We start from the raw sequence: 20,019 nt of genomic DNA on the forward strand, positions 1-20,019 counted from the left end.
GAGTAACGGCGTCATGATTCCCCCCGGCGAAACCATCGGCATTCTCGGCGGCGGCCAGCTTGGCCGGATGATCGCGATGGCGGCAGCGCAGCTGGGCTACCGCTGCCATATCTATGCGCCTGAGGCCGATTCGATCGCCGCCGAAGTCAGCGCGGCCTTCACTTGCGCTGCCTGGGACGATGGCGAGGCGATGGCGAAGTTCGCCGCCGACTGCGCCGTCGTCACGTACGAGTTCGAGAACGTGCCGGTCGCCCCACTGGCGGCGCTGGGGGCGACTCCGCTGCTGGCGGGGCCCCTCGCACTGGAAACCGCGCAGGACCGGCTGAACGAGAAGCGCTTCGTCACCGAGCTTGGCGGCACGCCTGCCCCGTTCTTTGCGGTCGACAATGCCGCTGATCTGGCCGCGGCGATGGCCGAGATCGGCACCCCCGGCATCCTCAAGACCCGGCGCGACGGCTACGATGGCAAGGGCCAGTGGCGGATCATGACGCCGGAAGATGCCGAAGGCCTCGAGCTTCCGGCCCAGGCGCTGATCTACGAAGGATTCGTCACCTTCTTCGCCGAATTCTCGGTGATCCTGTGCCGGGGCGCCGATGGCGACATCCGCTATTTCGATTCGGCCGAGAATGTCCACGAGAGCGGTATCCTTGCGGTCAGCACGGTTCCCGCACCGGCCGCGATTCTGGAACAGGTTCCCGCCGCCCGCGCACTGGCCGCGAAAGTGGCCGAGGCGCTGGGCTACGTCGGTGTGCTCACGCTCGAATTCTTCGCCACCGCAAACGGCCCGGTGTTCAACGAGATGGCGCCCCGCGTGCACAATTCGGGGCACTGGACCATCGAGGGCGCGGTGACCTCGCAGTTCGAGAACCACGTGCGTGCGATCTGCGGGCTGCCGCTGGGCAGCACCGCGCTGGCAGCCGACGCGGTCGAAATGCGCAACCTGATCGGCGACGAGGCCGATGCCTGGCCGGCGATCCTGGCCGATCCCGCCAATCACCTCCACCTCTACGGCAAGGGTGCGGCGCGCCCCGGCCGCAAGATGGGGCACGTGACGCGCCTCTCCTTCTCGCAGGACTGAACGGCGACTTGGCTCAGGACATCTTCCTTGTCTATGCGCGCGCCGCAAACGGCACGATCGGGCGCGACGGGGCTCTGCCCTGGCACCTGCCGGCCGACCTCAGGCGGTTCAAGGCGCTGACGATGGGAAAACCCATGATCATGGGCCGCAAGACCTTCGACAGCTTCCCTTCGCCGCTGCCCGGCCGCCGTCACATCGTGCTGACGCGCGACGAAGCTTGGCAGGCTGAAGGCGCCGAAGTTGCCCATAGCGTCGACGAAGCGCTGGAACTGGCAGGCGAGGGCGAGGTCGCGGTGATCGGCGGCGCGGAAATCTACGGCCTCTTTGCAGGCCTGGCGAACCGCATCGAACTGACCGAGATCCACGGGGACTATGAAGGCGATACCTTCATGCCCCGTCCCGGCAGCGAATGGCGCGAGATCGCGCGCGAAGAGCATAGGGCGGACGGTAACCGCCCCGCCCATGCTTTCGTGACGCTCGAGCGCGACTTATAGGCCCGAAACGACATGATTCGCCTCGACAACCGTGAGCCCTTTCCCGAAGACATGCGCGGCGCCGTGCTGGCGCTGGGCAATTTTGACGGATTCCACCTCGGCCATCAGGCCGTTGTCGGCGAGGCGATCCGCTGGGCGCGCGCCGAAGGCCGCAAGGCGATCGTCGCCACGTTCGATCCGCATCCGGTGCGCCATTTCCAGCCCGAGGCCGAACCGTTTCGCCTGACCACGCTGGACCAGCGGCAGGAACTCTTCGGCGAAGCGGGCGCGGACGCCATGCTGGTGTTCCATTTCGACGGCGCCATGGCCGGCATGCATGCCGAGCAGTGGATCGAGCAGATCCTTGCCGGGCAGCTTGGCGTCGCCGGTGTCGTCACCGGCGACGATTTCACCTTCGGCAAGGCGCGTAGCGGCAATCCCGGCGTGCTCGAGGACGTCGGCGGCACGTTCGGAATCGCCGCGCGTGCGGTCGGCGCGGTACTCGACGGCGGCCTGCCGGTCTCGTCCAGCCGCATTCGCGAGGCGCTGCAGGCGGGTGACTGCGAAACCGCCGCGCGCCTGCTGACACGGCCCTTTGCCATTCGCGGCCATGTCCAGCATGGCGACAAGCGCGGCCGGGTGATCGGATTCCCGACCGCCAATCTCGACATGGCGAACTACTTGCGCCCGCGTTACGGCATTTATGCCATCACCGGCCATCTGCCCGGCGGCCGCACGGTGATCGGCGCCGCGAACATGGGCATCCGCCCGACCTTCGATCCGCCCAAGGAACTGCTGGAGCCGCATTTCTTCGATTTTTCCGGCGATCTCTACGATCAGGAAATCGAGGTGGCCTTCCACCACTATCTGCGCGGCGAAGCCAAGTTCGATTCCATCGAGGCGCTCAAGGCGCAGATGGCGCTCGACTGCGACAGGGCCCGCGAACTGCTCGCCGATCGGGCCTGAGAACGCGCGGGTCGCGGCGCAAATCCTTATCGGATTTGAATAACCCGGCTCGAACGACTATCTCGAAGCGGTGCAGGTCGATCCGCCGAACCCGCCCCCGACGGCGATTTCCGTGACGTCTCGAATGACGTCCCCCGAGACGTCTCCAATGACGTCCCCCGTGACGTTCCCGACAACACCGGAAGCGCGACGGCGGGCTGCCTTGCTCTGGCGCGAAGGGCGTGGTCCGCGTTTCCCGCGTCCCAACCTGACCGCGCGTCCGTTCGTCATCATGCGCCGGGTGATCGAGGGGACCTGGGAGGACGGGTTCATCCACGCCGGCAACCTTGCCTACATGACCATCGTCGCGCTGTTTCCCTTCTGCATCGCGGTTGCCGCGATCTATTCGGCACTGGGCGAGCAGGGTCAGCTCGATCGTTCGATTTCGGCACTGCTGGCGGCGCTGCCGCTGCGCGTGCGCGAGGCACTCGCCCCGGTTGCGCACGATGCGGTGCGGGCGCGGCACGGCTGGCTGCTCTGGGTCGGTGGCGCGCTGGGGGTATGGACCGCGACCAGCCTGATCGAGACGATCCGCGACATTCTCTACCGCGCCTATGGCATTACCAAGAAGCGGGGGTTCTGGCGCAACCGGCTGGTGTCCAGCGGCGTGATCTTCGGCGCGGTGCTGCTGATGTTGCTTTCTTTGTCCTCGCAAGTGCTGATTTCGCTGATCGAGGACATGCTGCTCGACCTGTTTCCCGGCCTCGGGCGTTTCGATTACCAGCTGGCCCTGTCGCGGGGGGTGACCGCGGGCACGCTGTTCGGTTCGCTTTATGCGCTGTTTTACCTGCTCACGCCCTCCCAATACCAAGGGAAGGGCTTCCCGAAATGGCCGGGAGCGCTATTGGTGGTCCTGTGGTGGCTCACTACCGCCTGGGTCCTGCCCAGAGTGTTGCGCAATTTCATCGCTTACGATCTGACTTACGGAAGTCTGGCCGGAGTGATGATCGCGCTTTTCTTTTTCTGGTTTGTCGGACTAGGGATGGTTGCGGGCGCCGAACTCAACGCGGCCCTCACCGTCAGTCGCGAGGAGCAGGAGATGCTCGCGGGGCAAAAGGGCGGCAACGGCGGAATCCTGGACAGGGCCGCCGAGAACAACGAAGCACAGGAAGAACACGAATGACCGGTCTGATGCAGGGAAAACGCGGCCTGATCATGGGCCTTGCCAATGACAAGTCCCTGGCCTGGGGCATCGCGAAGAAACTGCACGAACAGGGCGCCGAGCTGGCTTTCTCCTATCAGGGTGATGCGCTGGCCAAGCGCGTGAAGCCGCTGGCGGAAAGCCTCGGCAGCGATTTCCTCATCGATTGCGACGTTTCGGACATGGCGGCGCTCGACGCCGCGTTCGAGACGCTGAAGGCCCGCTGGGAGACGATCGACTTCGTCGTCCACGCCATCGGCTTCTCGGACAAGAACGAACTGCGCGGCAAGTATGTCGATACCAGTCTCGACAACTTCCTGATGACGATGAACATCTCGGCTTACAGCCTCGTTGCCGTCACCAAGCGCGCGGAGCCGATGATGCGCGAGGGTGGCTCGATCCTGACGCTGACGTATTACGGCGCCGAGAAGGTCGTGCCGCACTACAACGTCATGGGCGTTGCCAAGGCGGCGCTGGAAACCTCGGTGAAGTATCTGGCCAATGACCTTGGCCCGCAGAACATCCGCGTCAACGCCATCTCGGCAGGTCCGGTGAAGACGCTGGCCGCCAGCGGCATCGGCGACTTCCGCTACATCCTCAAGTGGAACGAGCTCAACTCGCCGCTGCGCCGCAACACCACGATCGAGGATGTCGGCGGTTCGGCCCTCTACTTCCTCTCGGAGCTGTCCGCGGGCGTGACCGGCGAAGTCCACCATGTCGATTCGGGCTATCACCTCGTCGGCATGAAGCAGGAAGACGCGCCGGACATCGCGCTGAGCTGAGCGCGATCCGGGCATGAAAAGGGCCGGAAGGAGCGATCCTTCCGGCCCTTTTCATTTGGGGGCAGCTGCCGATTACTTGGGCCGGGGCAGCGGGGTGTCGGTCTTGGCCGCGTCGGCGGCGGCATCGGCCTGGGCCTGCTGGCGGCGCTGCTGCTCGAAGTAGGCCTTTTCGGCTTCCTCGACGCGCTTCTGCTCGTCGGCGGCGGTGGCGTCGATGGTCGAGAGGCGCTTCTGGCGTTCCGCGGCGATCAGTTCGCCGAACTTGACGTCGGTGCCGTTGGCCTTTTCCGCATAAGCCTTGTCGATCAGTTTCTGGGTGCAGCCCGAAGCGCCGCCAGGGCCGACCGGCGAGCAGCTCATGTTGCCGAAAGCGCCAACGGTTTCATAAGCCTGCACCTTGTTGGTCCAGGCATCGGACTTGGGCGAATCGATGCCGCGCAGCGGTTCGGGAATGCGGTAACGCTCCGATTCGGCCTTGCGTGCGCAGACCGTGATCTCGTGGTCGGAGGAGACCGGGCAGGGATCGTCGCCGTAGATGATCAGCTGGTTGACCTTCTCGTCACCGGCGGAAGCTTCCTGCGCCGAGGCTGGCGCGGCGCCCAGGGCAAGGCCGAGCCCGATTGCGGTGGCCAGCGTGGCGGCGGAGGTCAGGAGGCGCGTCATCGAAAATTGCTCCAGTCAGAGAGTATGTCGCAGCCCGGATATAGGGGCGGCGACCCTTGAACGGTAGCTTAAGCGTGCCGCCGTACCATGGCCTGTATCAACAAGGGCTTCAAGCAGCGCTGGAAAATCAGATCCTTTCCGAGAGCTTGATGGCTGCCTTGCAGCCCAGGCGGATGGCGTGGAACAGCAGCGGATAGGCGGGCGCACGCTCGGCCCCCGCCGCCAGCGCGGCATCGCGGTGTTCGCGTTCCTCGTCGCGGAACTGCGCGATCACTTCGCCGAGTTCGGGGTCTTCGTCACCCAGATCTTCGAGCTGTTCGGTGTAGTGGCGGTCGATCTCGGTCTCGATCGCGGCGGTGCAGGCCATGGCGGCTTCCGGGCCGATCAGCGCGGTGGCCGCGCCCAGCGCGAAACCGGCAACCGACCAGACCGGCTGCAACAGGGTCGGGCGCACCCCGCGCTCGGCGATCAGGCGGTCGAAGCGCGCCTTGTGCTCGGCTTCCTGCTCGGCCATGCCGGCGATCTCGGTCGAATGCGGCGCACGGGCACCCATCACCGCCATCTGCCCGGCATAGATACGCACCGCGCCATATTCGCCGGCGTGGTCGACACGGATCATGCGGTCGGTCTTCGAAGTCATGACGTCAGCCTTTTGCGGCCGGGGCGCTGCGGCCGAGAAGCGTAAAGATCGTGAGCGCGCCCAGCGTGGAGAGCAGGAAGTTGAAACCGGCCAGCGACACCCCGCCCAGCGTCCAGGGGGCGACGTCGCAGCGGATCAGCGGGGCGGCCATGATCGCGTCCATCGGGTTGACGCCCGGCGCGAAGGTGCTGGAGGTGCAAGCGGTGAACCCGCTCCACCAGCCGTATTCGACGCCGGCGTGGAATCCGCCGATGAGGCCCGAACTGAGAATGCCGAGGGCTGCCACGGCCACCAGCGGGCGCACCGGCCGCCAGAAGAACGCGAGCAGGGCAAAGGGCAGTGCGAACATCTGGCCGTAGCGCTGCCACCAGCACATCTCGCAAGGGTGCAGGCCGAAGCCGTACTGGCTGATGTAGGCACCGCCGAGGGCGATCACCGGAATTGCCAGCGCAAGCAGGCGGGCACTGCGCAGGGAGGTGCCGGGCAGGGCGGCTGCGACGGATACGGTCATGTCGGGTCTTCAGTCCTTGCGGGCGACGGAGCCGGGGGTTGCCGGAGTGGCGGCGGTGGCCAGCGCGGGCTTGCCGGCGGTGCGGCGCAGCGTGTCGATCGCGTAGCTGAGCTGGAAGTCGGTGACGCCGCGCTTCTTGAGTTCCTCGGCGCTGACCTTGAAGCGCGGATCGTCCGCCTTGTCGGTCTCGAGTTCCTTGTCGTCGATCGACGCCTCGTTGATGAGGTGGCTGCGCAGATCGGATTCGCGCACGGCCCGCTCGGCCCTGGCGCGGGCGTCGGGGTCGGACAGCTGCGGCACCTTGATGTCCGGCAGGATGCCGCCTTCCTGCACCGAGTGGCCCGAGGGCGTGAAGTAGCGTGCGGTGGTGAGCTTGACCGCACTGTTCTTGTCGAGCGGAATGTAGGACTGCACCGATCCCTTGCCGAAGGTGCGGTCGCCCATGATCACCGCGCGGTGCAGGTCCTGCAGCGCGCCGGCGACGATCTCGGAGGCCGAGGCCGAGCCCGCATCGACCAGCACGACTAGCGGCATGCCCTTGACGACATCGCCCTTGAACACGGTTTCGGCGCGGTAATACTGGTTCTCGCTGGCGATGCGGCCGCGCTGCGAGACGATCGTGCCATGGTCGAGGAACAGGTCCGACAGCGCTACCGCCTCGTCGAGCGAACCGCCCGGATTGGAGCGCAAGTCGAGCACGAGGCCGTCCAGCCTGGTCCCCTTCCTGGCCGCCTGCATCTTGAGGTCGGCAATGCCCTTGTTCACGAAGTTGCCGACATCGCGCGAGAATTCGTTGACCGAGATGACGCCGACGTCGTCCTTGAGTTCCCAGGTCACGGGTTCAAGCTCGATGACGCCGCGTGCCACCGTCACGTCGAACGGTTCGGTGCGGCCGGGGCGGAAGATCGTCAGCTTGATCGAGGTGCCGGCGGGGCCGCGCATCTTCTCGACCGCCTCGTCGAGATCGCGCTCGTAATAGAGCACGCCGTCGAGATGGGTGATGTAGTCACCCGCCTTGATCCCCGCCTTGTCGGCCGGGCTGCCCTTGAACGGCGAGACCACCTTCACGGCGCCGTCATCCTCGACCACGGACAGCCCGAGGCCGGTGTAATTGCCGTCGATCATCGTCTCGAGCCGCTGCTTGGCGGGGCCGTCGAGATAGTTCGAATGGGGGTCGAGGCTGGCGAGCATGCCGTCGATCGCCCCCTTGAGCAGCTTGTTGTCGTCCACCGGGTCGACGTAGTTGGCCTTGATCAGCTCGTAGATGGTGAAGAGCTTCTGGAATTCGCGGCCCGCATTGCTGTCGACGGCGGCAAGGCCGGAGGTGGCGGCGGGCAGGACGGCGACGGCGGAAACCAGCAGGGTCGCGCGGAGAAGGGAAACGAACTTGGTAGGGCCAAACTTCATCGGGCTATATTTCATCCGGCTGGGTCGCCTCTCGTGAATCGCATCCGGCAGGGACCGTGGTCGTCGACTGTCGCATCGCACGTGTCAGTCAGCCGTGCATACTATCGGGGCGCTGCGGCAATTGCCAGCGGGGACATCTGTCCGCGCATGTTTAGGGCGATTCGCGCAAGGGGGCTCCGGCGGGTCAGAGCGAGCGCACATATTGCAGCGGGTTCACCGGGGTGCCGCCGCGGCGCAGTTCCACCTGCACACGCGGATCGCCGGGGCCGGTCTCGCCAAGCGGCGCGCCGGTGACGACGCTGTCGCCGACCGCCACGTCGAGCCGGGCAAGGCCGGTGACCAGTGAGGTCCAGCCGCCGTCGTGCTCGATGATGACGATCCGGCCGTAGCCGTTGTAGGCCCCCGCATAGGCGATCCGCCCCGGCGCCGGTGCCACGATCTGGGCATTGCCGCGGGTGGCGAGCGACAACCCGCGCGCGGGGCTTTGCCCCGGCAGCACTTCGCCGAAGCCGGTGACCAGCCGTCCGGCGACCGGCAGGATGTAGCTGGGCAGGCCTTCGGGCGGGGCGTCGAACCGCGAGGCCTCGATCACCCTGGCGGATTCGGGCCGGTCGGGGCGCATGACCGGGCCGGGCAGGGCGGAAAGCTGCGCGCGCAGCGCGCCCTGCCTGCCCACCGCGTCGACCAGGTCGGACAGGTCGCGGGCCTTTTCGGCCAGCGCCAGGGCATGTTCGCTCTCGCGCGCGGCATTGCCGCTGGCCTGCCGTCCGGCGAGGCGCTGGCGGGTCTCCAGCACCGCGAGGCGATTGCGCTGATCCTTCATCTGCACCTGCGAGGCGGCCAGTTCGCTGCGTGCCGCCCGCGCCTGCCGTTCGAGCGCGCGGCCGCGTTCGATCTCGGCGCGCAGGCCGGCGGTGCGGCGCTGCACTTCGGGCAGCATCGTGTCGAGCAGGGCGCGCATATAGACCGCGTCCTGCAGCGAGCCGGGGCGGAACATCGCCAGCACCGGCGGGCGGCGGGTGAGGCGCTGGAGTGAGCCGGTCAGCCGCACGAGCGGGGCCTGGCGCCGCGCCAGCCGCTCGCGCAGGGCGGTCCGCTGGAAGCCGAGCAGCTGGATCTTTGCTTGCTGGGCCGTGATCCCGGCTTCGGTTTCCTGGATGCGGGCGGCCAGCGCCGCGGCATCGCGGGCGGTCTTTTCGGCCTGCTCGGTAACGCCCCGGGCCTTGCGTTCGAGCAATTCGGCGCGCCGGCGGGCGCGTTCGCCGTCCTGGCGGGCGGCGATCATCTCCTGTTGGGTCCGGGTGGCGTCAACCGCGGGGTCGAGCACGGCGAAGGCGCCGGTCTGGCTGAGTCCGGAACCGGCAAGCAGCCCGCAAAGCACGACAGCACCCGCCGCAAGAGCGGTGGATGCTGCCAGGATCGTGCGTTTTTTCGGGCTCACGCGCGTCTGACTAGATCAGCGCGAGTCCGGCGGGAAGGGGGCGGAGCAAGAACCGGAGGAAACTGGCTCCGCAACTCGCTCGGCGACCCTTCTTGCATTTGTTCAGCCGGTGCGGCGAACGGCGCCCTTGTGCGAGCCGACGCTCTTGGGGCCGCGCGGACGGAAGTTGCGCTTGCGCTCACCCTGTTCCTCGCCGCCTTCGCGGCGTTCTCCATGATGGGCACCGCGCGGAGCGTCCTGGCGCGGACGATCGTCGCGGCGGCGCTCGTCACGGCGGCCGTCATGGCGCCCGTCATGGCGATGGCCGCCATCGCGCTGGCCTTCACTGCGCTGACCGTCACGACGGGTGTCACCGTCGCGGCGCTCGCCACGCGGCTGCTGGCTGCGGTTGCCGCCATTGCCGCGGCCGTTGCCGTTGCCGCGGCCACCCTGACCGCCGCTGCGGCCATTGCCCTGCGGCGCGGAAGGCGCGCTGCGGGCAGGCGCGGGCAGGCGCGAGGCCTGCTTCTGGAAGTCTTCGGGCAGGCCGAGCGTGGTCAGCTTGACGCGGGTCAGCTTCTCGATGTCGCGGATATAGGGCTTCTCGTCCGGCGCGACGTAGCTGACCGCGACACCGTCGGCACCCGCACGCGCAGTGCGGCCGATGCGGTGGACGTACTGTTCGGCCACGTTCGGGATTTCGAAGTTATAGACATGGCTCACGCCCGAGACGTCGATGCCGCGCGCGGCGATGTCGGTCGCCACGAGGATGCGGATCGTGCCCTGCCGGAAGCCGCCGAGCGCGGCGGTGCGCTGGGCCTGGCTCTTGTTGCCGTGAATCGCGGCGGCCGGGATGCCGGCAGCGACGAGGTGGCGGACCACGCGGTCAGCGCCGTGCTTGGTGCGGGTGAACACCAGCGCACGGTCGATGGCGCCGTGTTCGGCCTTCTCGGCGGCGTCTTCGGCAAGGCCGGCGCGCAGGCTGAGCGTCAGCAGTGCCTGCTTTTCGGCCTGGTTGATGAAGGTGGCGTACTGTTCGACACGTTCGGCCGTGGTCGACTGCGGCGCCACTTCGACGCGTACCGGATCATTGATGAACTGGCGGCCGAGTTCGGCGATCGCCTGCGGCATCGTGGCCGAGAAGAACAGGCTCTGGCGCGACTTGGGCAGCAGCGCGGCGACGCGCTTGAGCGGCTGGATGAAGCCGAGGTCCATCATCTGGTCGGCTTCGTCGAGCACGAAGATCTCGACATGGCGCAGCGTCAGCGCGCGGCTGTCGATGAGGTCGAGCAGGCGACCGGGGGTGGCGACAAGGATGTCGGTCCCGCGTTCGAGTGCGCGCGCCTGCTTGCCGGCGGGCACGCCGCCGAAGATGCACTGGACCGAGAGGTTCAGGAACTTGGCGTAGCCGCGCATGTTCTCGGCGATCTGGGCCGCGAGTTCGCGGGTCGGCGACAGCACGAGCATCCGGCAGCCGGCATTCTGGCGCGGCTTGGGATCACCCGCGAGCCGGTGCAGCGACGGCAGCGAGAAAGCGGCGGTCTTGCCGGTGCCGGTCTGGGCGATGCCAAGCAGGTCACGGCCTTCGAGCAGTGCCGGAATCGACTGGCGCTGGATCGGCGAGGGATCGGTGTAGCCCTTGGCGGTGAGCGCACGGAGAATCGGCTCGGCCAGACCAAGTTCGGAGAAATAGGACATCAAGTCACTTTCACAAGCAGCCCGGGCGCGCCGACAGAAAGGGGCGCGCGGAGCTAGGTGTCGTTTCGGGCGACCCTGCGTGAAGAAGGAAGCTGGTTCAGGGGCAACCGCTCGTCCGGGCCGGTTCTGGCGATGGACGCCGGAAACCTCACGCTGCTCTCGGATTGCGGTGGGAAATGGAGCCCACACGCCGGTTGCTTGGCGTGCATTTAGGACAGGGCTGGGGAAAACGCAAGAAAATTGCGTTTTCGGGGAATGCGGTCTGGCGCAAATCGCTGATTCGCCTCGACGTGCTCCTGCGGATTCGCGAAGATCTTATCCGTCCTTGCCCCATTGCAGGGTCTGCGGATCGCCCTGGGTGACCAGCCGCCGCAAGGCGGCGCGGGCGAGGCGTTCGGTTTCCACCTTGCGGCGAGCGGCGGCCAGCTGGTGCAGCGGGGCGGGCCGCAGGATCTCGGCATCGTAGCCGTCGGCCGCGATCACGCCGCAGCGTTCGGGCAGAAATGCGTCGGATTCCAGCGGTGCGCGGTCCAGCGTAGGCGGCAGGGCCCAGTAGAACCGGTCGCAATAGTCCAGATAGTCGGTCCACTTGCCGTCACCCAGCAGGTCGGCCCGGCTCACCTTGATCTCGACGATGATGACGTGGCCTTTGGCATCGACGCCCATCAGGTCCGCCCGCCGTCCACAGCGCAGCGGCATCTCCGGCAGGCACCAGATGTCATTGCGTGCAAACAGCCGTCCAACCCCGCGGGCGACGTCCAGGGCGGTGATCGACGCTGGCGTGCTCGAAATCGGACTGGTCGAAATCGGACTGCTCGAAATCGGACTGCTCGGAACCGGATTGATTGGCGAAAAGGGAGAATCGATGTCGGCCATGCCGCATCATAGGAACATAATGGGAACTTTCAACCCGCCAGGCGGCGTGATTCGCCGAGGGAATGTTCGGTCAGAGGAAGCGATTCGCTCGGAACCAGCGCGACCACGGCATCGCGTGCGGTTATGAATTCTTCCCAGAGCGAGCGCGCCGCGGCGTGCGGGTCGGCCCCGCGGTCGAGCGCGCAGAGCAGGGCACAGAGGCCGGGTTCCATGATTGCGGTGAGGTCGTCGATGCCCTGTTCGGCAAGACGGCATTGCCAGCCGCCGACTTCCCGGATGATCGCGGGAAAGGCGCGGACTTCGAGGCCGGTGTTGTGGTCATCGGTTCCGGCGATCGCGGCGACGACCTGTGCGGCCTGGTGGAGGGCGGCCCACTTGATGGCGATCGATCCCATGGCCGTGGGCGCGGCCGCCTGCGAGGGCTGCGGCCAGGAGGCGATGTAGTCGTTAGCGCAGTTGTCAGCGCCGCCGTGGGCGCAGTCGCCAACCGTGCCATTGCCATTGGGGCGATGATGGGGATTGACGATATCGGTCACGACCCAGCCGTCGGCTGTCGTCCAGTCATTGTCCGAGGGAAAACCGGTTGCGTCCATGGGCGAATCGATAGCCCAGAGGCGGTTGCGAATTTGCTAACCCGGCATCCGCATCACATTTTCCGGTGGACTGCGGGGCGATAGCGATATTTGTCTCTGGCAAGGCGGCTCGTGCTCTGCTAGTCGCCCCGGCACTGCACCCGTAGCTCAGCTGGATAGAGCGCTGCCCTCCGAAGGCAGAGGCCACAGGTTCGAATCCTGTCGGGTGCGCCATTTCTCCTAAATCGTCGACGGTTGTTCCCGGCCGCTTTAGGTTGGTGGCTCAGGCTGCTACCGCCAGTTCGGCCCCGCTGTGGAAGCGGGCGCGGTAGTCGCCCGGCGTCAGGCCCAGCACGCGGTGGAAGCTGCGGCGAAACGCGGTGGTGTCCTCGTAGCCGACCGACCAGGCGATCTGGTCGATCGGGCGGCGGGTGAATTCCAGCAGTTCGCGCGCCTTGCCGATCCTGAGGTGCTGCACGTACTCGCTCGGTTTGAGGCCGGTGGCAGCCTTGAAGCGGCGTTGCAGGGTGCGCTCCTCGAGCCCGGCCTGAAGTGCCATTTCGGCGAGCGTGGTGGCGCGGCCGGCGCGTGCCTGCAGCCAGTGCTGGAGCTTCAGGATCGCCTCGTCGCCGTGGGTGAGGCGCGGGGCGAAACTGGAATAGTGCCGCTGTTCGCGCCCGGCCGGGTCGATCAGCAGGAACTTGGCGGTCTCGATGGTGACAGTGGGGCCGAGCAGGCGGTCCACCAGCCGCAGGCCGAGGTCCGTCCAGGCCATCAGTCCGCCGGCGGTGATGAGGTCGCCGTCCTCGATGACGATGCGGTCCGAATCGACCTGCACCTCGGGAAACCGCTCCTGCAGATCCTGCGCGAAAAGCCAGTGGGTGGTGGCGGGGCGTCCGTCGAGCAATCCGGTGGCCGCGAGGATGAAAGCGCCGCCGCAGGTCGAGGCGAGGGTGGTGCCGCGCGCATGGCGATCGAGTAGCCAGCGCGCATAAGGCGCCGCCTCGTCGCGGCCCGCTGGACCGGAGAGGCGGCCGGGCACGATCAGGACGGCCGGTTCGCCCGGCTGGGCGGGGGCGGTGTCGTGGCAGCGGTGGAAGGTGCCGTCTTCGCCTTGCGCCCAGTGGCTGACGCGCAAGGCCAGGCCGCCATTGCGGACGGAGAAGTGCGAGGCGATCGCAAAGAGGTCGGTGATGCCGTGGACCATGGCGGTCTGGCAACCCGGGTAGAGCATCAGGCCCACTTCATGTCCCCCGGACCCTGACCGTGTCGAAGCTGTCGGTTTCATCGTCGCGCCCACTCCATCCAGATCGAATGTCGGAATCGGCCTGCTCAATGTCGCCTGCGACAATCCCGGGTCTCGGAGCGGCAGCGTATCTCCTGTCTCACCCAAGGCAAAGAGGGCGCGCAAGGGGCGCTCTTCCGGGAAAAGGAGATAGACGATGACCACGATCACCACCAGGGACGGAACCCGCATCTTCTACAAGGACTGGGGCGACAGGAACGCCCGGCCGATCGTCTTCTCGCACGGCTGGCCGCTGTCCGCCGATGCCTGGGACGCGCAGATGGTGTTTTTCGCCGAGCAGGGTTTCCGCACGATCGCGCACGACCGCCGCAGCCATGGCCGCTCGGACCAGGTCTGGAACGACAATACCATGGACCAGTATGCCGACGACCTGGCTCAGCTGATCGAGACGCTGGACCTTCATGACGTCATCCTTGTCGGCCATTCGACCGGCGGCGGAGAAGTGACCCGCTATATCGGCCGCCACGGCACGGCACGCGTGGCCAAGGTCGCGCTGATCGGCGCGGTGCCGCCGCTCATGCTCCGGACCGAGGCCCATCCCGGCGGCTTGCCGATCGCTGTCTTCGACGCGATCCGTAAGGGCACTTACGAGGATCGTAGCCGGTTCTTCCATGATCTCACCATCCCCTTCTATGGCTACAACCGCGAGGGCGCGCAGATCTCCGAGGGGGTGCGCCGGGAATTCTGGCGCGAGGGGATGATGGGCGGCCTCAAGGGCCAGCTCGACTCGATCCGGGCCTTCTCGGAAAGCGACTTCCATGCCGACCTCATGAAGTTCGACGTGCCCACGCTGGTCCTGCATGGAGACGACGACCAGATCGTGCCGATCGGTGCCGCCGCCCTGGAAACGGTCAAGATCGTCAAGCAGGCCGTTCTCAAGGTATACGAGGGCAGCAGCCATGGTCTTACCCAGATCGAGGCGGACCGCTTCAACGGCGATCTTCTCGATTTCATTCGCAACTGAACCCCGGACCATCCGGCGGCCGCGATGATCGCCGGGCTTTCTCCCAGAAGGAGCCATGCCATGAAGACCTATCTTGTCACCGGTGCGTCCGACGGAATCGGCGCGCTCTATGCCGATCGCCTGGCCCGCCGCGGCCACGACCTGATCCTTGTTGCGCGCCGCAAGGGCAAGCTGGCCGAACTCGCAGCCCGGCTGGAGGCGGAAACCGGCGTCTCGGTGGAAGTGATCGGCGCCGATCTCGCCAAGGCGGAAGACGTGTTGCACGTGGAACAACGGCTGCGGGACGACGCGGCGATCGTCGGCCTCGTCAACAACGCGGGGATTGCCAACGAAGGATCGATCCTGGGGGCCGATGCCGATTACCTCTCGGGCATGATCGACCTCAACATCCGTGCGGTCACACGCCTGTCGGCGGCCATCGCCCCGCGGCTGGCGGAGCGGGGGGCAGGAACGATCGTGAACGTCACTTCGGTCACCGCGCTGATGCCGGAGGCGTTCACCGCGGTCTATCCCGCCACCAAGGCCTATGTTCTCGCCTTCAGCGAGGCGCTGGCGGCCGAACTTGGCCCCAAGGGCGTGCGCGTGCAGGCGGTGTTGCCGGGCATCACCCGTACCGCGATCTGGACCGAGGAGGCGATGGCGCACTTGCCCGCGCACATGGTCATGGAGGCGGGCGACATGGTCGATGCCGCGCTCGCCGGGCTCGATATGGGCGAGACTGTGACGATTCCCGCATTGCCTGACATGGCGCAGTACGAGGCCTATGTCGCCGCCCGCACGGCGCTGCGGCCGAATCTCTCGCTGGCCCGACCCGCCGCGCGCTACGGCGTCGGCGCCGCAAGCTGAGGAGGCAGGCACATGACCCTTGGTCTTTCCATCGCCCAGTTCACCCTGCTCCATGTCGCGATCAGCCTGGTCGCGATCGCGAGCGGGGGTGTGGTCATGGTGGCTTTCGCCGCCGGACGGCGCATCCTTGCCGGGCTCTCCGGCCTGTTCCTGATGACGACGGCGGCCACGACGCTCACCGGCTTCCTTTTTCCCTTTCACGGAGCGACCCCGGCCTTCCTGACCGGGGTGGTCTCTGTCCCGGTGCTGATCGGGGCCCTTGTTGCCTTTTACGGCTATCGGGTGAGGGGCAGGGCGGCGGCGGTCTATGCAGTTTCGGCCAGTGCCGCGCTTTATCTCAACCTGCTGGCCTTCGTGACCCAGGCCTTCCTCAAGGTTCCCGCGCTTCATGCGCTGGCACCCTCGGGAACCGAGCCGCCGTTCCTTGCGGTGCAAGTGGCGGTGCTGGGGAGCATGATCGGCCTGGGCCGGTGTGCGCTTCGCGCGGCGACGCAGGGCTGAAAACACGCCGCGCGGACCTTCCGACGGGCGCGGAGGCAGCTTTCCACCGAATTCCCAACCTTGCAGGGTAAGAAAGCCCGAATCATACCCTTGGCCACCTTGAGAGCCGCCCGGCCTTGCGGCATGAGAACAGGGTGCTTTCGCAGAAAACCCGCTATGCCATCCGTGCCATGCAGCACCTTGCCGACAACTTCGGACAAGGCCCTGTCCAACTGGCGCAGATCGCCGAGGCGCAGAATATCCCTGCCAAGTTCCTGACGACGATCCTTTCGGAACTCACCCGTTTCGGCATCGTCGATTCCCAGCGCGGCAAGGATGGTGGCTACTGGCTGGCGGTGCCGCCGATCGACATCACCTACGGCGATCTCATCCGCATCATGCGCGGATCGCTGGCGCTGGTGCCCTGCGCCAGCCGGTTCGCGCACGAGAAGTGCAAGAACTGCCTCGAGGAAGGTGATTGTCGAACCCGGGCACTGATGCTGGAAGTACGGGACCGCACCGCCGACCTGCTCGACGGCGTCCGGCTTTCCGACAAGATCGAACTGGTCCCCGCGCAGGCCGACGAAGAGGCCTGACCGCGCCCTTCTGCCTGCCGTGCAGGTATCGCTTCGGCGTAAATAGATTTTGCTTGGGCGCGAAAACGAGAACCTTCCGCCTTTGCCTATTGTCTACTTTTTAAGTTGAGAATATGCATGGGTCGGCGGCCAGGAAAAGCCGCGCTCGGAGGAAGATTCGCAATGGCTCAACCGTCAACGGATACCCAGCGATCGGGATTGCACCTGGCCAGGGACGTCGCGCGAGACCGTGATGGCGCACAGCCCAAGGTGGCGCCGTTGCAGGTGGTTGCCGAGGCTCTCGACCGGATGCGTTACGGCGTGATCCAGATGACCGTCCACGACGGCAAGCTGGTCCAGCTCGACATAACGGAACGCAAGCGCTTCGCTTCTTAAGCGTGCGCTGCCGCGCCGAATCCCGGTTATCGGCCAAGATCTGATCAAGCCAAGTCAGCCAAACAGACCGGACCCCCGGATGTAAGGCCCCAAGCCATACGACTCATCAAGGGGGATTTCATGAGACGCCAATTCAGCGGGCCGCTACCGGCTCCGCTTCCGCTTGCCTGCCTGACGTTCACGCTGCTGGTCGCGACACCCGCGCTGGCCAGCGAAACGGCGGCGCCAACGGCCGCCGCCAATGTCGAAACCACTGGCGAAGCCATTGGCGAAGTCGCTGGCGAAGCCGAGCAGGAATCGCCCACATCGGTCGGCACCGGCGCGCACGATCGTGGCGGCGAGATTCTCGTCACGGCGCGCCGCCGACAGGAATCGAGCCAGAGCGTGCCGCTGGCAATCTCGGTGGTCGGCGGCGAGCATCTCGATTCCACCGGGGCCTTCAACGTCGGCCGTCTCCAGCAGTTGACGCCGACGCTCCAGTTCTATTCGTCGAACCCGCGCAACACGGCGGTCAACATCCGCGGCCTCGGCGTGCCGTTCGGTCTCACCAACGACGGCATCGAGCAGGGCGTGGGCATCTATATCGACGATGTCTACAACGCGCGTGTCGCCTCGGCCACGTTCGACTTCCTCGACGTTTCCCAGATCGAAGTGCTGCGCGGCCCGCAGGGGACGCTTTACGGCAAGAACACCACCGCCGGCGCCATCAACATCACCACCAACCAGCCGACGTTCGACTTCCAGGGCAAGGCCGAGGTGTCGATCGGCAACTACAACTTCAAGCAGGCCAAGGTTGCCGTCTCCGGCCCGCTGTCCGATACCGTGGCGATCCGCCTCGCGGCCTCGACCACCGATCGCCGCGGCACGATCTACAACGTGACGACCAGCCAGTGGATCCAGAGCCAGGACAATATCGGCCTGCGCGGCCAGCTGCTCTGGAAACCCGCCGATGCGCTGTCGATCACGCTGGCGGGGGACTACAGTACCCAGGACGCCAATTGCTGCGGCTCGGTCTATGTCGGTTACGGCCCGACCCAGCGCGCCGCCAATCGCCAGTTCCCGGCGCTCGCCGCCGCGCTCGGCTATACGCCGGTCAGCACCAACCCGTTCGATCGCCTCACCGATCTCGACACGCCGCTCAAGGCGAAGAACAAGATCGGCGGCGCTTCGGTGCGGGTGAAGTGGGACCTCGGGGCCGGCACGCTGACCTCGATCAGTGCCTGGCGCTTCTGGGACTGGGATCCCTCGAACGACCGCGATTTCACTGGCCTGCCGATCGTCGCGCTCTCGCAGAATCCCTCGCAGCAGGACCAGTACACGCAGGAGCTGCGATACAACTATAGCGGCAAGCACTTCGATTTCGTGGTCGGCGCCTTCGGCTTCTACCAGCGGATCGACACGCAGGGAACCGAATCGCAAGGCTCGGCGGCCAGCCGCTGGAACATCAATCCGGGGACCGTCGCACAGGTCCCGCCGGGCTCCTCGGGCTGCGGACCTACCACGTCGAACAAGCTGGCCTGCGACCCTGCGGTTCTCGACGGCCTGGTCGCCTACAACAGCCAGTATCTCAAGAACACCAGCGCCGCGCTGTTCGGCCAGTTGAGCTGGCACGTCACCCCGGAACTGACGGTGCAGCCGGGCGTGCGCCTCAACTACGACAAGAAGGAAGGCTATTACCAGCGCCGGGTGTTTGATGGGCAGGGCAGCGAACTGCTGCTCGGCCAGAGTTCCTACACGCCCGTGCAGAGCGCGCAGCTGGCGATCTACACGCCGCAGGAAATCTCGCCCGAGTTCAGCGACTGGAACTTCAGCTATGATTTCAACGTCAGCTACAAGGTCGCGCCGGACGTGCTGGTCTATGCGACTTATGCCAAGAGCTTCAAGTCGGGTGGCATCAACCAGAACGGCGTGCCGGTCGATAGTTCGAACAACCCGATCCTTGCGGCCCAGACGGTGAAGCCGGAATCGGTCCACAACTACGAGGCCGGCATCAAGACCCAGTTCTGGGACCGCCGCGCGACCTTCAACCTGTCGATCTTCCGCACCGATGTCGGCAATTACCAGGCCAATGTCAGCAACGGCCAGTACGGGGTGCTGCGCGGTTATCTCGCCAATGCCCAGAAGGTGCGCTCGCAGGGTGTGGAATGGGACTTCTCGGTCCGTCCGAGCGAGCGATTCAATGCTTACGTCAACGGCTCCTACACCGACGCCACCTACCGCAAGTTCACCGACGCGCCGTGCCCGCCGGAACTGTCAGGCGGCACCGTGGCCACCGGCACCCAGACGCCGGGCGCGGCGGGCACTCCGAACAGCCTCAGCCCTGCCAATTGCGACATTTCCGGCCAGCGGCTGCCGGGCGTGTCGAAGTGGACCCTCTCGTTCGGCTTCGAGGCGAATACCCCGGTCACCCTGCTGAAGCAGGAAGGCGAAGTCTACTTCGGCTATGACGGCAGCTATCGTTCGAACTTTTCGTCGAACCCTTCGCCTTCGGCCTATACCTGGGTGGACGGCTATAGTCTTTCGAACTTCCGTCTGGGCTTCCGTACCGATAGCGGATTCGATATCTACGGCTGGGTACGTAATGCCTTTGATCAGAATTACTTCGACCAGCTTTTTGTCGGGCCGAGCAATACCGGCCTGATCGCTGGTCTTCCGGGTGACCCGCGAACCTGGGGCGGCACCATCCGTTACAACTTCTGATCTTCAGCAGGAGCCGTCGGTCCGGCTGGATCGTATCGACGGCTCCGCCGTTTTGGATTTCGGCAATTTCGCTGCGGTCAGGCGGACCCGCCCGCTGCGAAAATGCGTCTGCGGAACAAGGAGGACCACCTCATGTTCGATCTCGGTATCGCTCCCGGAATGGGTTTTGACGATTTCCTGCCTTTCGTGATCGTCGGCTTTGCAGCGCAAGTGATCGACGGAGCGCTCGGCATGGCTTTTGGGGTGATTTCCCAGACGATGCTGGTGAGCGTGCTCGGCATGGCCCCGGCTGCGGCGTCGGCCAGTACCCACCTTGTCGAGATCTTCACGACCGGGGCCTCGGGAGCGAGTCATATCGTCCACCGCAATGTCGACTGGGGCCTGTTCAAGCGGTTGGTCCCCTTCGGTGTGGCGGGGGGGATTCTGGGCGCTTATGTATTGTCGAACATCGATGCCTCGCTCGCCCGCCCCTATATCATGCTCTAT

General features: G+C 66.0%; 21 protein-coding genes and 1 tRNA gene (1 of these 22 cut by a window edge). 13 read left to right on the plus strand and 9 right to left on the minus strand.

Annotated elements, in window-relative coordinates:
* Positions 1 to 13 precede the first annotated feature (13 nt).
* From DM450_RS16710 to fabI, 5 genes are all read left to right on the plus strand, one after another.
* Complete coding sequence (locus tag DM450_RS16710) at positions 14 to 1,078, plus strand: 5-(carboxyamino)imidazole ribonucleotide synthase (RefSeq protein ID WP_142636691.1); 1,065 nt, start codon at positions 14 to 16, stop codon at positions 1,076 to 1,078.
* Between the two features lie 8 nt (positions 1,079 to 1,086).
* Positions 1,087 to 1,572: a dihydrofolate reductase gene (locus DM450_RS16715; protein WP_142636693.1), complete on the plus strand. Its 486-nt coding sequence runs from the start codon at positions 1,087 to 1,089 to the stop codon at positions 1,570 to 1,572.
* Between the two features lie 12 nt (positions 1,573 to 1,584).
* Positions 1,585 to 2,517 carry a bifunctional riboflavin kinase/FAD synthetase gene (locus DM450_RS16720; protein WP_185928638.1) on the plus strand — a complete coding sequence of 311 codons (933 nt, stop codon included), beginning with the start codon at positions 1,585 to 1,587 and terminating at the stop codon, positions 2,515 to 2,517.
* Positions 2,518 to 2,788: 271 nt separating this feature from the next.
* Positions 2,789 to 3,679: a YihY/virulence factor BrkB family protein gene (locus DM450_RS16725; RefSeq protein ID WP_242526301.1), complete on the plus strand. Its 891-nt coding sequence runs from the start codon at positions 2,789 to 2,791 to the stop codon at positions 3,677 to 3,679.
* Positions 3,676 to 4,479 carry an enoyl-ACP reductase FabI gene (gene fabI / locus DM450_RS16730; RefSeq protein ID WP_142636695.1) on the plus strand — a complete coding sequence of 268 codons (804 nt, stop codon included), beginning with the start codon at positions 3,676 to 3,678 and terminating at the stop codon, positions 4,477 to 4,479. Before DM450_RS16725 ends, fabI begins: the two co-directional genes overlap by 4 nt.
* 72 nt (positions 4,480 to 4,551) lie before the next feature.
* Here fabI and DM450_RS16735 read toward each other — a convergent pair whose 3' ends face one another.
* The 8 genes from DM450_RS16735 to DM450_RS25895 form a co-directional block, all read right to left on the minus strand.
* Positions 4,552 to 5,142, minus strand: a complete 591-nt coding sequence (locus DM450_RS16735) for a hypothetical protein (protein ID WP_142636697.1) — start codon at positions 5,140 to 5,142, stop codon at positions 4,552 to 4,554.
* Between the two features lie 127 nt (positions 5,143 to 5,269).
* Positions 5,270 to 5,782 carry a demethoxyubiquinone hydroxylase family protein gene (locus DM450_RS16740; RefSeq protein WP_142636699.1) on the minus strand — a complete coding sequence of 171 codons (513 nt, stop codon included), beginning with the start codon at positions 5,780 to 5,782 and terminating at the stop codon, positions 5,270 to 5,272.
* Positions 5,783 to 5,786: 4 nt separating this feature from the next.
* Positions 5,787 to 6,293, minus strand: coding sequence for a disulfide bond formation protein B (locus tag DM450_RS16745; RefSeq protein ID WP_142636700.1), 507 nt, complete (start codon positions 6,291 to 6,293; stop codon positions 5,787 to 5,789).
* A 9-nt stretch (positions 6,294 to 6,302) separates the two neighbouring features.
* Complete coding sequence (locus DM450_RS16750; RefSeq protein ID WP_185928639.1) at positions 6,303 to 7,700, minus strand: S41 family peptidase; 1,398 nt, start codon at positions 7,698 to 7,700, stop codon at positions 6,303 to 6,305.
* A gap of 184 nt (positions 7,701 to 7,884) precedes the next feature.
* Positions 7,885 to 9,141 carry a murein hydrolase activator EnvC gene (locus DM450_RS16755; RefSeq protein ID WP_260609941.1) on the minus strand — a complete coding sequence of 419 codons (1,257 nt, stop codon included), beginning with the start codon at positions 9,139 to 9,141 and terminating at the stop codon, positions 7,885 to 7,887.
* Between the two features lie 102 nt (positions 9,142 to 9,243).
* On the minus strand, positions 9,244 to 10,818 hold the full coding sequence (locus tag DM450_RS16760; protein ID WP_142636704.1) for a DEAD/DEAH box helicase: 1,575 nt from the start codon (positions 10,816 to 10,818) through the stop codon (positions 9,244 to 9,246).
* A 315-nt stretch (positions 10,819 to 11,133) separates the two neighbouring features.
* Positions 11,134 to 11,694 carry an MmcB family DNA repair protein gene (locus DM450_RS16765; protein ID WP_142636706.1) on the minus strand — a complete coding sequence of 187 codons (561 nt, stop codon included), beginning with the start codon at positions 11,692 to 11,694 and terminating at the stop codon, positions 11,134 to 11,136.
* Positions 11,695 to 11,723: 29 nt separating this feature from the next.
* Positions 11,724 to 12,287, minus strand: a complete 564-nt coding sequence (locus tag DM450_RS25895; protein ID WP_185928640.1) for a hypothetical protein — start codon at positions 12,285 to 12,287, stop codon at positions 11,724 to 11,726.
* Between the two features lie 136 nt (positions 12,288 to 12,423).
* Here DM450_RS25895 and DM450_RS16775 point away from each other — a divergent pair.
* Positions 12,424 to 12,500: transfer RNA gene (locus tag DM450_RS16775), tRNA-Arg, on the plus strand.
* Positions 12,501 to 12,549: 49 nt separating this feature from the next.
* Here DM450_RS16775 and DM450_RS16780 read toward each other — a convergent pair.
* Positions 12,550 to 13,500 (minus strand): GlxA family transcriptional regulator, encoded by a 951-nt coding sequence (locus tag DM450_RS16780; protein ID WP_242526299.1) that lies wholly within the window; start codon positions 13,498 to 13,500, stop codon positions 12,550 to 12,552.
* Positions 13,501 to 13,708: 208 nt separating this feature from the next.
* Here DM450_RS16780 and DM450_RS16785 point away from each other — a divergent pair, with 208 nt between their 5' ends.
* The 7 genes from DM450_RS16785 to DM450_RS16815 all read left to right on the plus strand — a co-directional run.
* Positions 13,709 to 14,536, plus strand: coding sequence for an alpha/beta fold hydrolase (locus DM450_RS16785; protein ID WP_142636710.1), 828 nt, complete (start codon positions 13,709 to 13,711; stop codon positions 14,534 to 14,536).
* A gap of 60 nt (positions 14,537 to 14,596) precedes the next feature.
* Positions 14,597 to 15,382 (plus strand): SDR family NAD(P)-dependent oxidoreductase, encoded by a 786-nt coding sequence (locus DM450_RS16790; protein WP_142636712.1) that lies wholly within the window; start codon positions 14,597 to 14,599, stop codon positions 15,380 to 15,382.
* A gap of 12 nt (positions 15,383 to 15,394) precedes the next feature.
* Positions 15,395 to 15,883, plus strand: a complete 489-nt coding sequence (locus tag DM450_RS16795; protein WP_142636714.1) for a hypothetical protein — start codon at positions 15,395 to 15,397, stop codon at positions 15,881 to 15,883.
* A gap of 134 nt (positions 15,884 to 16,017) precedes the next feature.
* The gene (locus tag DM450_RS16800) at positions 16,018 to 16,458 is read left to right on the plus strand and encodes an RrF2 family transcriptional regulator (RefSeq protein WP_142636716.1); all 441 of its coding nucleotides are present in this window, start codon (positions 16,018 to 16,020) and stop codon (positions 16,456 to 16,458) included.
* A 162-nt stretch (positions 16,459 to 16,620) separates the two neighbouring features.
* Positions 16,621 to 16,833 carry a YezD family protein gene (locus DM450_RS16805; RefSeq protein ID WP_142636718.1) on the plus strand — a complete coding sequence of 71 codons (213 nt, stop codon included), beginning with the start codon at positions 16,621 to 16,623 and terminating at the stop codon, positions 16,831 to 16,833.
* Positions 16,834 to 16,953: 120 nt separating this feature from the next.
* Entirely contained in the window at positions 16,954 to 19,533 is a 2,580-nt protein-coding gene (locus tag DM450_RS16810; RefSeq protein WP_142636720.1) for a TonB-dependent receptor, read from the plus strand.
* Positions 19,534 to 19,665: 132 nt separating this feature from the next.
* Positions 19,666 to 20,019, plus strand: partial view of a sulfite exporter TauE/SafE family protein gene (locus DM450_RS16815; RefSeq protein WP_260609943.1) — the start only. Its footprint extends 441 nt past the window's final position; 354 of the gene's 795 nt are visible here — the first part of the coding sequence; the start codon lies at positions 19,666 to 19,668; its stop codon lies beyond the right edge, outside the window.

The organism is Sphingomonas sp. IC081, assembly GCF_006874585.1.
Classification (GTDB): Bacteria; Pseudomonadota; Alphaproteobacteria; order Sphingomonadales; family Sphingomonadaceae; genus Novosphingobium.

What these genes read in the sequence shown, in the direction of transcription:
- DM450_RS16710 (WP_142636691.1), top strand. Translation starts at nt 14, where the DNA reads ATGATTCCCCCCGGCGAAACCATCGGCATTCTCGGCGGCGGCCAGCTT.
- DM450_RS16720 (WP_185928638.1), top strand. Translation starts at nt 1,585, where the DNA reads ATGATTCGCCTCGACAACCGTGAGCCCTTTCCCGAAGACATGCGCGGC.
- DM450_RS16725 (WP_242526301.1), top strand. Translation starts at nt 2,789, where the DNA reads ATGCGCCGGGTGATCGAGGGGACCTGGGAGGACGGGTTCATCCACGCC.
- fabI (WP_142636695.1), top strand. Translation starts at nt 3,676, where the DNA reads ATGACCGGTCTGATGCAGGGAAAACGCGGCCTGATCATGGGCCTTGCC.
- DM450_RS16735 (WP_142636697.1), bottom strand. Translation starts at nt 5,142, where the DNA reads ATGACGCGCCTCCTGACCTCCGCCGCCACGCTGGCCACCGCAATCGGG.
- DM450_RS16740 (WP_142636699.1), bottom strand. Translation starts at nt 5,782, where the DNA reads ATGACTTCGAAGACCGACCGCATGATCCGTGTCGACCACGCCGGCGAA.
- DM450_RS16745 (WP_142636700.1), bottom strand. Translation starts at nt 6,293, where the DNA reads ATGACCGTATCCGTCGCAGCCGCCCTGCCCGGCACCTCCCTGCGCAGT.
- DM450_RS16750 (WP_185928639.1), bottom strand. Translation starts at nt 7,700, where the DNA reads ATGAAGTTTGGCCCTACCAAGTTCGTTTCCCTTCTCCGCGCGACCCTG.
- DM450_RS16760 (WP_142636704.1), bottom strand. Translation starts at nt 10,818, where the DNA reads ATGTCCTATTTCTCCGAACTTGGTCTGGCCGAGCCGATTCTCCGTGCG.
- DM450_RS16765 (WP_142636706.1), bottom strand. Translation starts at nt 11,694, where the DNA reads ATGGCCGACATCGATTCTCCCTTTTCGCCAATCAATCCGGTTCCGAGC.
- DM450_RS25895 (WP_185928640.1), bottom strand. Translation starts at nt 12,287, where the DNA reads ATGGACGCAACCGGTTTTCCCTCGGACAATGACTGGACGACAGCCGAC.
- DM450_RS16780 (WP_242526299.1), bottom strand. Translation starts at nt 13,500, where the DNA reads ATGCTCTACCCGGGTTGCCAGACCGCCATGGTCCACGGCATCACCGAC.
- DM450_RS16785 (WP_142636710.1), top strand. Translation starts at nt 13,709, where the DNA reads ATGACCACGATCACCACCAGGGACGGAACCCGCATCTTCTACAAGGAC.
- DM450_RS16790 (WP_142636712.1), top strand. Translation starts at nt 14,597, where the DNA reads ATGAAGACCTATCTTGTCACCGGTGCGTCCGACGGAATCGGCGCGCTC.
- DM450_RS16795 (WP_142636714.1), top strand. Translation starts at nt 15,395, where the DNA reads ATGACCCTTGGTCTTTCCATCGCCCAGTTCACCCTGCTCCATGTCGCG.
- DM450_RS16805 (WP_142636718.1), top strand. Translation starts at nt 16,621, where the DNA reads ATGGCTCAACCGTCAACGGATACCCAGCGATCGGGATTGCACCTGGCC.
- DM450_RS16810 (WP_142636720.1), top strand. Translation starts at nt 16,954, where the DNA reads ATGAGACGCCAATTCAGCGGGCCGCTACCGGCTCCGCTTCCGCTTGCC.